11 protein-coding genes are annotated in these 14,598 nt (G+C 62.4%); 2 read left to right on the top strand and 9 right to left on the bottom strand.

Annotated features, from left to right (window positions below; translation table 11 throughout):
• Window position 1: 1 nt before the first annotated feature.
• From odhB to mdh, 6 genes are all read right to left on the bottom strand, one after another.
• The gene (odhB, locus tag PLAV_RS07370) at window positions 2-1,243 is read right to left on the bottom strand and encodes a 2-oxoglutarate dehydrogenase complex dihydrolipoyllysine-residue succinyltransferase (protein ID WP_012110355.1); all 1,242 of its coding nucleotides are present in this window, start codon (window positions 1,241-1,243) and stop codon (window positions 2-4) included.
• Between the two features lie 40 nt (window positions 1,244-1,283).
• Window positions 1,284-4,478: a 2-oxoglutarate dehydrogenase E1 component gene (locus PLAV_RS07365; RefSeq protein ID WP_143710184.1), complete on the bottom strand. Its 3,195-nt coding sequence runs from the start codon at window positions 4,476-4,478 to the stop codon at window positions 1,284-1,286.
• A 246-nt stretch (window positions 4,479-4,724) separates the two neighbouring features.
• On the bottom strand, window positions 4,725-5,600 hold the full coding sequence (gene sucD, locus PLAV_RS07360) for a succinate--CoA ligase subunit alpha (protein ID WP_012110353.1): 876 nt from the start codon (window positions 5,598-5,600) through the stop codon (window positions 4,725-4,727).
• Window positions 5,600-6,769, bottom strand: a complete 1,170-nt coding sequence (sucC, locus tag PLAV_RS07355; RefSeq protein WP_012110352.1) for an ADP-forming succinate--CoA ligase subunit beta — start codon at window positions 6,767-6,769, stop codon at window positions 5,600-5,602. Before sucC ends, sucD begins: the two co-directional genes overlap by 1 nt.
• Before the next feature lie 216 nt (window positions 6,770-6,985).
• Window positions 6,986-8,131: a ribonuclease Z gene (locus PLAV_RS07350; RefSeq protein ID WP_012110351.1), complete on the bottom strand. Its 1,146-nt coding sequence runs from the start codon at window positions 8,129-8,131 to the stop codon at window positions 6,986-6,988.
• 181 nt (window positions 8,132-8,312) lie between these two features.
• Window positions 8,313-9,314 carry a malate dehydrogenase gene (mdh, locus tag PLAV_RS07345; protein ID WP_012110350.1) on the bottom strand — a complete coding sequence of 334 codons (1,002 nt, stop codon included), beginning with the start codon at window positions 9,312-9,314 and terminating at the stop codon, window positions 8,313-8,315.
• Window positions 9,315-9,625: 311 nt separating this feature from the next.
• Here mdh and PLAV_RS07340 point away from each other — a divergent pair, with 311 nt between their 5' ends.
• Window positions 9,626-10,261 carry a hypothetical protein gene (locus PLAV_RS07340; protein ID WP_041535894.1) on the top strand — a complete coding sequence of 212 codons (636 nt, stop codon included), beginning with the start codon at window positions 9,626-9,628 and terminating at the stop codon, window positions 10,259-10,261.
• Here the strand turns inward: PLAV_RS07340 and zapE are convergent.
• The 3 genes from zapE to PLAV_RS07325 all read right to left on the bottom strand — a co-directional run bounded on the left by zapE (window position 10,258) and on the right by PLAV_RS07325 (window position 13,891).
• Window positions 10,258-11,379 (bottom strand): cell division protein ZapE, encoded by a 1,122-nt coding sequence (gene zapE, locus PLAV_RS07335; protein ID WP_012110348.1) that lies wholly within the window; start codon window positions 11,377-11,379, stop codon window positions 10,258-10,260. The two genes, PLAV_RS07340 and zapE, sit on opposite strands and share 4 nt — an antisense overlap.
• An 81-nt stretch (window positions 11,380-11,460) precedes the next feature.
• Window positions 11,461-12,297, bottom strand: coding sequence for an arylamine N-acetyltransferase family protein (locus tag PLAV_RS07330; protein ID WP_012110347.1), 837 nt, complete (start codon window positions 12,295-12,297; stop codon window positions 11,461-11,463).
• 91 nt (window positions 12,298-12,388) lie between these two features.
• The gene (locus tag PLAV_RS07325) at window positions 12,389-13,891 is read right to left on the bottom strand and encodes a CoA-acylating methylmalonate-semialdehyde dehydrogenase (RefSeq protein WP_041536463.1); all 1,503 of its coding nucleotides are present in this window, start codon (window positions 13,889-13,891) and stop codon (window positions 12,389-12,391) included.
• 330 nt (window positions 13,892-14,221) lie between these two features.
• Between PLAV_RS07325 and PLAV_RS07320 the strand changes: the two genes are divergently transcribed.
• Window positions 14,222-14,530, top strand: a complete 309-nt coding sequence (locus tag PLAV_RS07320) for a hypothetical protein (RefSeq protein WP_012110344.1) — start codon at window positions 14,222-14,224, stop codon at window positions 14,528-14,530.
• Window positions 14,531-14,598 lie beyond the last annotated feature (68 nt).

The following is a 14,598-nucleotide window of genomic DNA, read 5'->3' as shown; positions in this document are numbered from 1 at the left end:
CTCAGAGGTCGAGCAGGAGACGTTGCGGATCTTCCAGCGATTCCTTCACGCGGACGAGGAAGGTGACCGCTTCCTTGCCGTCGACGATGCGGTGATCGTAGGAGAGCGCGAGATACATCATCGGGCGGATTTCGATCTTGCCGCCGACGACCATCGGCCGCTCCTGGATCTTGTGCATGCCGAGAATGCCGGACTGCGGCGCGTTGAGGATCGGCGTCGACATGAGCGAGCCATAGACGCCGCCATTCGAGATGGTGAAGGTGCCACCCTGCAAATCGTCGAGCTTCAGGTCGCCATCGCGGGCACGCCGTCCGAGATTGTTGATCGCCTTTTCGATTTCGGCGAGCGAAAGGTCCTGCGCGTCGCGCAGCACCGGCACGACAAGGCCGCGATCCGTGCCGACGGCAACGCCGATATTGTAGTAATTCTTGTAGACGAGTTCCTCGCCGTCGATCTCGGCATTGACGGCCGGAAGCTCGCGCAGCGCATGGATGCAGGCCTTGACGAAGAAGCCCATGAAGCCGACACGCACGCCATGCTTCTTCTCGAAGAGATCCTTGTATTGCGTGCGGAGCGCCATGACGTTCGTCATGTCCACCTCGTTGAAGGTGGTGAGCATGGCGGCGGTGTTCTGTGCTTCCTTGAGGCGCGTCGCAATGGTCTTGCGGAGCCGCGTCATCTTCACTCGCTCTTCGCGGGCGCCATTATCCGCCCGCGCGGCGGGCGCCTGAACGGGGGCGGAGGGCTTCGCTTCGGCCTTGCCGGATGCGGCTTCCTCGGCATCGGCCTTTGTCACGCGGCCGCCCTTGCCGGTGCCTTCGACCTTCGAAACATCGAGATCGTTTTCGGCGGCGACGCGGCGGACGGCGGGCGAAGGTTCGGCATCGGCAGGCTTTGCCGGCTCCTTCGCTTCCTGCTTTTTCGGCTCTTCCTTTTTCGGCTCCGGCTTCGCCTCGGCCTTTTTCGGTTCTTCCTTCTTCGCGGCGGGCGCGGCGGCTTTCGCACCACCTTCGCCGATCGCGCCGAGCAGCGCGCCGACCTCGACCGTCTCGCCATCGGCCGCGACGATTTCAGACAGGACACCGGCGGCAGGCGCCGGCACTTCGACCGTTACCTTGTCTGTTTCAAGCTCGACCAGCGGCTCGTCCACGGCCACGCTGTCGCCCGGCTTCTTGAACCATTTCGCGACAGTGGCCTCCGTCACCGACTCGCCCAGCGTGGGCACGCGAATTTCCGTCGCCATTGGTCTTCTGCCTTTCCGAACGCTTCTCCGCGCCGCGAGATCAATCGATCTTCAGCGCTTCCGAAAGAAGCTGGTTGAGTTCCTGATTGTGCCTGCTCATGAGGCCCGACGCCGTGGCCGCCGATGCCGGACGGCCGGCATAGGTTGCGCGGCGATAGCGCGTGCCGACATGATTGAGCACCCATTCGATATTGGGTTCGATGAAGTTCCAGGCGCCCATGTTCTTCGGCTCTTCCTGGCACCAGACGAATTCCGCTTCGGGAAAACGCGCCAGCTCCGTCATCAGCGACTTCGCGGGAACGGGGTAAAGCTGCTCCACGCGCAGGATGTAGATGTCGTTGATGCCGCGGCGCTCGCGCTCTTCATAGAGATCGTAATAGACCTTGCCCGAGCAGAGCACGACGCGCTTGATGTCCTTGTCGGGCAAAAGCTTGATCTTCTGGTCGGGCAGCAGCTCCGCATCGTCCCACAACACACGGTGGAAGGACGAACCGGCACCGAACTCCTCGATCCTCGACACCGCCCGCTTGTGACGCAGAAGGGACTTCGGCGTCATCAGGATGAGCGGCTTGCGGAACTTGCGGTGCATCTGCCGGCGCAGAATGTGGAAATAGTTCATCGGCGTGGTGCAGTTCGCGACCTGCATGTTGTCTTCCGCGCACATCTGCAGGAAGCGCTCGAGGCGGGCGGAGGAATGTTCCGGCCCCTGCCCCTCATAACCATGCGGCAGCAGCATGACGAGGCCCGACATGCGAAGCCATTTCCGCTCGCCCGACGAAATGAACTGGTCGATCACGACCTGCGCGCCGTTTGCGAAGTCGCCGAACTGCGCTTCCCAGAGCACAAGCGCATTCGGCTCGGCGAGGCTGTAACCATACTCGAAACCGAGAACGGCGGCTTCCGACAGCATCGAGTTGATGACTTCGTATTCGGCCTGGCCCTCGGAGATATTGTTGAGCGGCACGTAACGGTCTTCGGTCTGCTGATCGTTCAGCACCGAATGGCGCTGCACGAAGGTGCCGCGCTCGGAATCCTGACCCGAGAGACGGACCTTGATGCCCTCGGAGACCAGCGAACCGAAGGCGAGCGCCTCCGCCGTCGACCAGTCGATGCCTTCGCCGGTTTCAATCGATTTCCGCCGATTGTCCAGAAAGCGCTGGATGGTCTTGTGGATGTGGAAGCCTTCCGGCACCTCGGTGATCTTGCGGCCGATCTCACGCAGCCTGTCGACCTCGACGGCCGTTTCGCCCCGGCGCGCTTCGCCTTCCGCCTTGCTGAAGCCGGACCAGCGGCCATCGAGCCAGTCCGCCTTGTTGGGACGGAAAGTGCCCGCGGCCTCGTAATGACTTTCGAGCTCGGCGCGGAAAGCAGCAAGCCGCTCATCGACTTCCGCCGCCGTCATCAGGTTTTCCTCGATCAGCCGCTGCGAATAAATCTGCAGCGTCGTCGGATGATCCTTGATCTTTTCGTACATGAGCGGCTGCGTCATGCTCGGATCGTCGCCTTCGTTATGACCGAAGCGGCGATAACAGAACATGTCGATCACGACAGGCTTGTTGAAGCGCTGGCGGAACTCGGTCGCGATCTTGGCGGCATGGACAACCGCTTCCGGGTCGTCGCCATTCACATGGAAGATCGGCGCCTGCACCATCTTCGCCACATCCGAGGGATAGGGCGACGAGCGGCTGTTGATCGGGCTCGTCGTGAAGCCGATCTGGTTGTTGATGATGAAATGGATCGAGCCGCCTGTCCGATGCCCCTTGAGGTCGGACAGGCCGAGACACTCGGCGACGATGCCCTGGCCCGCGAAGGCGGCATCGCCGTGAATGAGGAGCGGGATCACCGAACCGCGCTGGCGGTCGTGATGCTGGTCCTGCTTCGCGCGCGCCTTGCCGAGCACGACGGGATCGACGATTTCGAGATGCGACGGATTGGCGGTGAGCGAGAGATGCACCTTGTTGCCGTCGAACTCACGGTCCGACGAGGCGCCGAGGTGATACTTCACGTCGCCTGAACCATCGACGTCTTCCGGCGTCGAGGAACCGCCCTTGAACTCGTGAAAAACCGCGTGATAGGGCTTCGACATCACGTTGGTCAGCACATTGAGCCGGCCGCGATGGGCCATGCCGAAAACGATTTCCTTGGCGCCGAGCGCGCCGCCGCGCTTGATGATCTGTTCGAGCGCCGGGATCATCGCTTCCGCGCCATCGAGACCGAAACGCTTGGTGCCGACATATTTGACGCCGCAGAACTTTTCGAAGCCTTCCGCCTGGATAAGCTTGTCGAGGATCGCCGAACGGCCCATGTCCGTGAAGGCGATTTCCTTGTCCGGCCCTTCGATGCGTTCCTGTATCCACGCCTTTTCTTCGGGATCGCCGATATGCATGAATTCGACGGCGAGCGTTCCGCAATAGGTGCGGCGCAGGATGTCGAGCATCTCGCGCACGGTCGCCGTTTCGAGGCCGAGCACATGGTCGATGAAGATCGGCCGGTCGAGATCGTCCGGCCCGAAGCCATAGCTTTCAGGCTGCAATTCGGGATGCTGCGACTTCGGACGAAGCTTCAGCGGATCGATATCGGCATCGAGATGGCCGCGAATACGATAGGCGCGGATCATCATCAGCGCACGGACGGAATCGAGCGTTGCCGCGCGAATTTCCTCTTCGCTGGCCGCCGGACGGCGCTCCGCGATCTTGTCCTTGACCTTGCCGGCCTCAACGGCCGTCGTCGCACCCCAGTTGCCGTCAAGCGCGCTCACCAGTTCGCCATTGGCGGCGATCGGCCAGTCGGCGCGCTGCCAGGAGGCGCCCCTGGCTTCCTTCAGCACGTCTTCGGGCGCATCGCCGAGGCTTTCGAAAAAGGTGCGCCACTCCGCATCGACCGATTGGGGGTCTTTCTGGTAGCGGGCATAGAGCTGCTCGACAAAGAGCGCGTTGCCGCCATAGAGAAACGACGTCCGCTCGAAGCGGTCGTTCGAACCATTACTGCTCATCGGATCGGATCCATTTGGCTTTGGGGAGGCAGGCGCCGTTCCCTGAAGAGCCGCGGCATCGGACAGAAAATCATTGGGCGTCACCGCGCCGCCCGTCGCCTTGAAGATCGAGTCCAGCGTGGGCCATTCAGGCCGGCGCTGACCGTTCATGCAGCGAGTGACCGTGGACACGGAAACACCAAGCTGCTCGGCGAAGGCACTCGCCGTCAGATTGTTTGTTTCGAGCCAGTCGGAAAGTTTCATGGAGGAAAATTGCCACAGAGGCAATGGGCCTGTCAACGCATTTTGCCTTGACGGCACATTCTGGAAGAAAACCAGAGAAGCGCGCAACTAGCCTTGTTAACAGGGCCAAAACACCGTTCGCGCGAGAAGCATATAGTAAACGGATGACAAATTAACACGCCACCCGTCAACAAAGGGTTCAAAAAAGAAGCGGGGCTGCCGGAAAACCGGAAACCCCGCTGGTTTCGTTCAAATCACGGCCGATCCCTACCCCTTGAGGACCTCGACCAGCGTGGTGCCGAGCGCGGAGGGCGACTTGGCGACGGTGATTCCCGCCGACCGCATCGCTTCCATCTTGTCCTCGGCGCCGCCCTTGCCGCCTGAAATGATCGCGCCGGCATGGCCCATACGGCGGCCGGGAGGGGCCGTCACGCCCGCGATGAAGCCGACGATGGGCTTTTTGACCTTGGAGGCCTTCAGGAACTCGGCCGCATCTTCTTCCGCCGAGCCGCCGATTTCGCCAATCATGATGATCGAGGTGGTATCCGGGTCGCCCAGGAACATCTCCAGGCAATCGATGAAGTTGGTGCCGTTGACCGGATCGCCGCCGATGCCGATGCAGGTCGACTGGCCAAGGCCGGCCGCGGTCGTCTGCGCCACCGCTTCATAGGTGAGCGTGCCGGAGCGCGAAACGATGCCGACCGAACCGGGCTTGTGGATGTGGCCCGGCATGATGCCGATCTTGCATTCGTCCGGCGTGATGACGCCCGGGCAGTTCGGACCGACGAGGCGCGTGTTCGAGCCCTGCAGCGCGCGCTTCACCTTCACCATGTCGAGCACCGGAATGCCCTCGGTGATGCAGACGGCAAGCTCGATGCCGGCATCGATCGCCTCGAGGATCGCGTCGGCCGCGAAAGGCGGCGGCACATAGATGGCAGACGCCGTCGCGCCCGTCTTCTCGACCGCTTCCGCGACCGTGTTGAAAACGGGAAGGTCGAGATGCTTCGAGCCGCCTTTGCCGGGGCTGACGCCGCCGACCATTTTGGTCCCGTAGGCAATCGCCTGCTCCGAATGGAACGTACCCTGATTACCCGTGAAGCCCTGACAGATGACTTTCGTGTTCTTGTCGACGAGAACGGACATTATGCGGCCTCCTTCACGGCTTTGACGATTTTCTCGGCCGCATCGGCGAGGTTGTCCGCTGAAATGATGGGCAGGCCGCTCTCGGCCATGATCTTCTTGCCGAGATCGACATTCGTGCCTTCGAGGCGCACGACGAGCGGCACGCTGAGCGAGACTTCCTTCGCCGCGGCGATGACGCCCTCGGCAATGATGTCGCAACGCATGATGCCGCCGAAGATGTTGACGAGAATGCCTTCGACGCTCGGATCCGACAGAATGATCTTGAAGGCCGCCGTGACCTTCTCCTTCGTCGCGCCGCCGCCGACATCGAGGAAGTTCGCGGGCTCGGAGCCATAAAGCTTGATGATGTCCATGGTCGCCATGGCGAGACCGGCGCCGTTGACCATGCAGCCGATCTTGCCGTCGAGCTTGATGTAGTTGAGGTCGTATTTCGACGCTTCGACCTCGGCAGGATCTTCTTCCGTGAGGTCGCGCAGCTCGACAATGTCCTTGTGACGGTAGAGCGCGTTCGAATCGAAGTTTACCTTGGCGTCGAGGCAGAGCAGATTGCCCTCGCCAGTGACGACGAGCGGATTGATCTCGAGCATGCTCATGTCTTCGGTGACGAAGGCCTTGTAGAGCTTTTCGATGAGGGCGACGCCCTGCTTCACCTGGTCGCCTTCAAGGCCGAGCGCATAGGCGACCTTGCGGCCGTGAAAGCCGCTGATGCCGGAGGCGGGATCAACCGAGAAGCTGAGAATTTTTTCCGGCGTCTTCTTCGCCACTTCCTCGATATCCATGCCGCCTTCGGTCGAGACGATGAACGAGACGCGCGAGGTGGCGCGATCGACGAGAATGGAGAGGTAAAGCTCGCGGGAGATGGAGGAGCCGTCCTCGATATAGAGGCGGTTCACTTCCTTGCCGTCGGGGCCCGTCTGATGCGTGACGAGCGTCGAGCCGATCAGCCGTGTCGCTTCCTTCTTCACATCGTCGAGCGACTTCACGACCTTGACGCCGCCGGCCTTGCCGCGGCCGCCTGCATGGATCTGCGCCTTGACGACCCAGACCGGCCCGCCGAGTTCTTTCGCTTTCGCGACCGCTTCCTCAGGCGTGAAGGCCGCATGGCCGCTGGGCACCGGCACGCCATACTTCGCGAGCACGGCCTTGGCCTGGTATTCGTGAATGTTCATGAAAAACCGTCCGGCTGGTGGCGGCGCGGGAAACCTGCGACGCCAGAAGGTAAAAGATCGCCCGATACATATGTCGGATGGCCGGGAGTTATACCACCCGAGCGTATGGGCGCAACCGGCAGTTGGGCGGGGAAGCGCCCCGTGAGACGCTTCCCAACTTACAGTAAGTTCAATTGTCCCAACTGGATAGGTCGCACGGCGCGGGGTGACGCAGCGTCACATGAGGTCGGAGATTTCGATTTTGTCCGAATTCCCCGGCAGCGTGACCAGCAGTCCGTCATAGCCCAGAACGGTCTCGCCATCGCCCCGCGCTTCCGCCACGCCGCGCATGAATATGTGGCGCGCGAGCGCATTGGGCAGCGGCGGCACGATATGCGTCAGCACCAGCATGGGCACCCCGGCGTCGCGCGCGATCTCGGCGGCATCGACCGGCGAGGCGTGATAGTCGAGCGTGTCGTGAACCATTTTCGCCAGGCGCAGATTGTCGGTTTCGGTCAGGGCCTCGGAAATGATGCTCGACATGCTGTGGTTGAGGGCTTCATGCACGAGAAGGTCGGCGCCCTTAGAAAACAGTTCGACGCTTTCCGTCCGCTTGGTGTCGCCGCTGATGATGGCGACGCGGCCCTGATACTCCACCCGGTAGCCAAAGGCCGGCTCCACGGGGTGGTGATCGACGAGGAAGGCGGAAATCTGCAGCCCGTCCTTGTCGAATACCGGCACCAGCGTATTCGGCGCCGGGCGGGCGATCTCGTGTCCGATGATCCGGGCACCCTCAGGCGAGAGATAATCCGTGCCGTGATGGAGGATGCGGTAGCCCGAATCCGAGTCGAACGCTTCGGCAAAACCGCGCACCACATCCACCGTGCCCGAGGAGCCATAGGCATGGCCCAGTGAATTGAGCGGCGGTACGCTTCCTTCGAGCTTGCCCGGCCCGTAAACCTCAAGCGGCACGACGCGGCCGCCGATCCAGCTCTGCACGGCAAACTCGCCAAGCGCGCCGATATGATCGGAATGAAGATGCGTGAAGAGGATGGTGCCGATTTTGCCCGCAGGCAGCTTGCCCGCCACGATGCGCGACCAGGAGCCCGGCCCTGTGTCGATGACGACGATGTGCCCGCCGGCGATGACCGCCGTGCAGGCATTGGCGCGGGTGGGATCGGGCATCGGCGAACCGGTGCCGCACAAGAACACATGCAGCGAATTGTCGGTGAGAAGCGCCGAATTGTCGCCGCTGCCGAGCCGGCCGAGCGCCGTGCGCTTCATTGCCCCGTCCTGAACGGAAGGCGAAAACCAGAGAACGCCGAAAGCCGCAATTGCCAGAACCACCAGACCGGCTATGCCGATCGCAACAAGACGCTTCATCGCTATCCCTCCCCCCAAACCCGCCATGCGGTTTTAATGAATAACATTAAACATGGTGCGGGCGCCATTTCAAGAAATATATTGGCATTCTTCATGTCATAATAGAAGGCCGCGGGGGCGGGGTCCGACAAAAAAGGGCGGCCCAGAGGACCGCCCTTTCGGATATCCGCTCGCAGACGGATTATTTCTTCTTCGCGGCCTTCTTGGCCGGAGCCGCGCCCTTGGCGACGGCCGGATCGATCTTCTTGCAGGCATCGACCAGGCCCTTCACGGCATTGACCGAATTCATGAACTGCTTCTTTTCCGAGCCGTTCAGGTCGATCTCGACAATGCGCTCGACGCCGCCGGCACCGATCACCACCGGCACGCCGACATACATGTCCTTCACGCCGTATTGACCGTTGATATAGGCCGCGCAAGGAAGAACGCGCTTCTGGTCCTTCAGATAGGCTTCAGCCATCTGAATGCCCGATGCAGCCGGCGCGTAGAAGGCGGAGCCGGTCTTCAGCAGGCCGACGATTTCCGCACCGCCGTCGCGCGTGCGCTGGATGATCTTGTCGAGCTTCTCCTTGGTGGTCCAACCCATCTTGACGAGGTCGGGGAGCGGGATGCCGGCAACCGTCGAATAGCGCGGCAGCGGCACCATCGTGTCGCCATGACCGCCGAGCACGAAGGCCGTGACGTCTTCGACCGACACGCCGAATTCCTCGGCGAGGAAGAGACGGAAGCGGCCGCTGTCGAGCACGCCCGCCATGCCGACGACCTTGTTGTGCGGCAGGCCGGAGAACTGGCGCAGCGCCCACACCATCGCGTCGAGCGGATTGGTGATGCAGACGACGAAGGCGTTCGGCGCATACTTCGCGATGCCCTCGCCGACCTGTTTCATCACCTTGAGGTTGATGCCGAGAAGATCGTCGCGGCTCATGCCCGGCTTGCGCGGCACGCCCGCCGTCACGATGACGACGTCGGCGCCCTTGATGCCCTTGTAGTCGTTGGCGCCGGAAAGCGCGGTGTTGTAGCCCTCGACAGGACCCGTCTGCGCGAGATCGAGCGCCTTGCCCTGCGGCAGGCCTTCCGCGATGTCGAAAATGACGACGTCGCCGAGCTCCTTGAGCCCCGCCAGAAGAGCCAGCGTGCCGCCGATCTGACCGCCGCCGATGAGTGCGATTTTCTTGCGCGCCATGATGTGAAAGCCTCCGATATGCCTGCGCCCGTGGTTAATCTGGCTGCCTAGTATCCTGAATCCGCGTCATTCGCAACGCGGGCGGGAACCGGCAGGCGCGAATATTAACCAACAAAATCGTCTCACGTTGACACAGATGCCTGTGCCGCAGCATGATTTTTACGCGACGTAAAGAACTCAGCCCGCAAGATGGTTAAGCACCTGACGCGGGACGAGCGCGGTAAAGGCGGGGTTCCGGGGGGAATCGCGCGGCGTCCGGCGGGGGCACCAAATGTGCATCCGCAGAGGCGTGGTAAATGGGGGCGTGCGTGATGAAGCGGGATAAGACTATCTCGACACAAGGAAAATCCGGAAAACGGCAGCTACTCACCGCGGCGCTGGGCCTTGGGCTTCTCGGCCTGACGGGTTGTGCGGCCCCGGTAGTCGGCGCGGTGACCATCGGCGAAATCCTGACCATTGCCGGTATCTCCTCCACCATCATGACCGGACGCGACCTCGGCGAGCACGCTCTTTCCGCGCTGACCGGCAAGGACTGCCGCTTTCTCGAAGCGGTGCTTCGCGACGGCCGCGGCTTCTGCGAGGACCGCGGCTCCGTCGCCACCAGCAATGATTTCGGTGGGCTGATCGCCCTCTTCCAGGGCCCCGGCGGCGAGGCGGAGGAAAAGAAGGTCGCTGCCGCCGATCTCGATCCGGAACTGCTCGGCTTCGTACCGGTCGACCGCCGCGCGGCACGGGACTTCTCTCTCGAGATCGCGCGCGAAGCAGAAAAGGGCAAGCCGCGCGAAACCGTCTCTTTCGGCATGATGTCCGCGACTTTCGGCCAGTCCTGGAGCTATGAGCTCGATATGGAGCCCGACGCATCCACCAAGGTGGCAGACGCATCGCCGCAGAAACCCGTAACGAGCCTCGGGCTTCGGCCGACGCATTCGCCCTATATGGGCCTCTAGTCGGCGCTTCTGAGGCCGAGATAATCGACGCTCTGCATTTCCATCAGCCGCGACGCCGTGCGCTCGAACTCGAACGCGCCGTCGCCTTTTTCATAGAGCGCCTCCGGCGGCGCCTCGGCGGACAGAATGAGCTTCGTCTTCGCCTCGTATAGCGCGTCGATCAGCGTGACGAACCGCTTCGCCTCGTTGCGGCGTTCGGGCCCCATCACCGGCACATCGCGAATGAGAACCGTGTGAAAGCATTGTGCGATCTTCAGATAGTCGGCTGCGCCGAGCGGCTTCGCACATAGGTCCGCGAAGGAGAAGCGGGCAACACCATGCATCGCTTCGGGCACTTCGACGGCGCGGCCCTTGAGCGCCAGCCTCATCGGCTCGCCATGCGCCGCGTCTGTGAGTTTTTCGAAGGCATCGTCGAGCGCGGCGTCGGCGGCGGCGTCGAGCGGCGTGTAATAGACCGGCAGGCCCTTGATCCGGTCGAGGCGGTAATCGACCGCGCTGTCGAGATGCAGCACATCCATCTTCGTCTTCACGAGGTCGATGAAGGGCAGGAAGCGGTGCCGGTTGAGCCCGCCTTCGTAGAGCCCTTCCGGCGCCCGGTTCGAGGTGGCGACGACGACGACGCCGCGTTCGAACAAATGCGAGAAGAGGCGCCCGAGGATAGAGGCATCCGCGATGTCATGAACCTGGAATTCGTCGAAGCAGAGAAGCGAGGCTTCCTTCGCTATCGTGTCGGCGACGGGGGGGATGGGATCGGAGCCCTTCACTTCGCCCGCCTTTTCCTTCTGCCGCCAGTCGAAAATACGCTCATGCACCTGCTGCATGAAGGCATGAAAATGCACCCGGCGCTTCGGCGCGATCGGCACCGCCTCGTAGAAGAGATCCATCAGCATCGACTTGCCGCGCCCGACGCCGCCCCAGATGTAAAGCCCTTCCGGCGGTGTCACCGGCTTGCCGAAGCCCGCCCAGGCAAACGGTCCGACCTTCTTGCCGGGAACCCATTCGGAAAGCTCATCCGCCAGATGCTGCAGCCGCGCGGCGACATGCGCCTGCGCTGCGTCCTCGGCGATTTCGCCGCGCGCAATCTTCTCGCGATAGGCAGGAAGGGGACCGGGGTTCATTCGGGGGTGAAATCGCTGTTGCGGACCATGACCAAAACCGGCATAGCGCGAAACGGCGGCGGGTTCACCTCCAAACTTGCCTCAGGGCATCGCCCGCCAGGCGTCCATATAGGGCGCGAGCATGACCGCCTTGTCGTCCTCGGACAGGCTTATGCCGAAATAGCTGTCGAGCACCTCGGCAATCTCGTCCGCGCTGTCGAGCCGCCGTGTCACTGCCTTGCCGTCGAGACCGCGAATCTTGAAATCGCGGTTGAGGAGGGACAACCACTTGTCCTCCTGCGGCCGCCCGGCGATCAGGAACTGCACGAAGATCGAGGAGGGATGCGTCGAGGTGTACCAGCTCGCAACTTCGTAATCGGTGCGGCGATGCGGCTCCATCGTGAAGCGGTAGACCGGCACCCACTCGCCGCCGATCTTCGCCTGAAGCTCGAGCCCGTCCTCGTGATCGATCAAGCGGCGCGGCTCATGCGGCGTCTCCTGCTCGATGCCGGTTTCGAAACGGATCGGCCCCGTCATGGTGAGGCCGCCGAAGCCGACATCGGCGAGAAATGGCCCTTCCGGGAGTTCGACCCGCATCAGCATATGCGAACGCGCCGTGTCCACCTCCTCCGGCGACATCCATCGGACGCGCCCGATCAGCGTCGTCAGGTCGAAACCGAGCTGACGCAAGACGGCCGCGAAGAGGGCGTTGACCTCGAAGCAGTAGCCGCCGCGCCGGTCCGTCACCAGCTTCTTTTGCAGCGAGACTGGATCGAGCAGGATCGGCCGCTTGGCCAGCACATCGAGATTTTCGAAGGGGATCGATAGCGCATGTGCGTAGTGAAGCGCTTTCAATGTTTCGAGCGTCGGCGCATGCGACCCCGAATAGCCGATGCGGTTGAAATAGGCGTCAAGGTCGATCGGTGTATCGCCGCTCATGATGCGACTCCCCCAGGATGTGTGACCCGCCGCATATAGGAATGGCGCCTCCGATTGGAAGCGCCATTTTTGCAATTCGGTCTGGAGCCACTCACTTCATCGTCGGAATGACGAAGGAAGAGGCCTCCTTGACGCCGCCGGTGGGCCAGCGCGATGTCACCGTCTTGATATGGGTCCAGAACTTCACGCCCTCGGTGCCGTGCTGGTTGGTGTCGCCGAAGGCAGAGCGTTTCCAGCCGCCGAAAGTGTGATAGGCGAGCGGCACCGGGATCGGCACATTGATGCCGACCATGCCGACCTGGACGCGCGACGCGAAGCTCCGCGCCGCATCGCCGTCGCGCGTGAAGATCGCGACGCCATTGCCATATTGATGGTTGGTCGGCAGTTCGGCCGCCTCGTCGAAGGTCTTTGCACGTACGATCTGGAGCACGGGCCCGAAGATTTCGTCCTTGTAGCTCTGCATGTCCGGCGTCACATGGTCGAACAGCGAACCGCCGAGGAAGAAGCCGTTCTCGTAGCCCTGCAGCTTGAAGCCGCGCCCATCGACCAGGAGCTTGGCGCCTTCCTTGACGCCCATTTCGATATAGGAACTCACCTTGTCCATATGGGCCTTGGTGACGAGCGGGCCGTAATCGCTGTCCGCCGCCGTCGAGATACCGACCTTCAGCGACTGGACGCGCGGCACGAGTTTCTCGACAAGACGGTCCGCCGTGTCTTCGCCCACAGGTACCGCGACCGAGATCGCCATGCAGCGCTCGCCTGCAGAGCCATAGCCCGCGCCGATGAGATCGTTCACGACCTGATCCATGTCGGCATCCGGCATGATGATCGCGTGGTTCTTCGCGCCGCCCATCGCCTGCACGCGCTTTCCATGCGCGGTGCCGGTGGCATAGACATACTGCGCGATGTCGGAGGAGCCGACGAAGCTGACCGCCTGGATCATCGGATCGGTGAGGATCGCATCGACCGCTTCCTTGTCGCCATTGACGACATTGAGAACGCCAGCCGGTGCGCCCGCTTCCATGAAAAGTTCGGCGAGGCGGATCGGCACGGAAGGGTCCTTCTCCGACGGCTTGACGATGAAGGTGTTGCCGCAGGCGATGGAGACGCCGAACATCCACATCGGGATCATGGCCGGGAAGTTGAACGGCGTGATGCCGGCGCAGACGCCGAGCGGCTGGCGCATCGAATACATGTCGATGCCGGGGCCGGCACCTTCCGTGAACTCGCCCTTCATCAGATGCGGGATGCCGCAGGCGAACTCGATCACTTCGAGGCCGCGCTGAACGTCGCCCTTCGAATCCGCGATAACCTTGCCATGCTCCGCAGACAGAAGTTCGGCAAGCTCGTTCATATTGGCTTCAAGGAGCCGCTTGAACTCGAACATGACGCGTGCGCGGCGCTGCGGATTGGTGGCGGCCCATTCGGGAAAGGCCTTCGCGGCGACAGAGACCGCGGCGCGAAGCTCAGCGGCGCTCGCCAGCGGCGTGCGCGCGGTCACTTCACCCGTATTCGGGTTTGTGACATCCAGAAAACGCCCGCTGGTGCCCGCGACATGCTTGCCGCCGATGAAATGGGTGAGGTCTTTCGCCATTGTTCTATCGCGCGCGGCCATCGCGGGCCCGCGTCTCCCTGTGATGTATTACCCGGCGCCTACTTAGCGCAGCGCGCAATCGGACGGCAAGGGCTTGGCAGCCGTTCCGGCTCCGTTCCAAACGTGACATGACGTCAACAAATCCAAAAGATTTCCAATAATGACCCTTTCGCGGTGGCGTTTTGCCCCAAATCATCACTAACATCTGCACGGGCGCCTGCCTGACCGTGGGAAGCAAGCGGGAAGCCTGTTCGGGCCGCATTTTCGGCGGCCGGGGTGCAACAAGCGGGCGAACTACCGCCAAGGGAAATACCCAAGAGGGAAAATGCCATGTCCAATTTCATGAAGACCGCCATCGCCATCATCCTGCTGGCCGTTGTGCTGGTGATCGGCTATCGGGTGATGAACCCCGATGACACGACCATCGGCGACGCCATGGACGCGACGGGCGAAGCCGCAAGCGACGCCATGGACGCCACCGGCGAAGCCGCAAGCGACGCGATGGACGCGACCGAGGAAGCGGCCGAAGACACCGCCGAAGCGGTGGAAGAAGCCTATGACGACATGACGACCGAAGAAGAGCCGGCCCCCATGGAAGTGGAGCCCGCGCCGATGGAAGAGCCCGCGCCCGCCGAATAAGGCCGCGCAGTCTTTCACGCTTCGACGAGATGAAGCCCGCGCCGGAAGGCGCGGGCTTTTTCGCGGGG

The sequence above is a fragment of the Parvibaculum lavamentivorans DS-1 genome (assembly GCF_000017565.1).
Classification (GTDB): Bacteria; Pseudomonadota; Alphaproteobacteria; order Parvibaculales; family Parvibaculaceae; genus Parvibaculum; species Parvibaculum lavamentivorans.
Note: the sequence above shows the minus strand (reverse complement) of the source record. Positions and strands in the feature narration are given on the sequence as shown.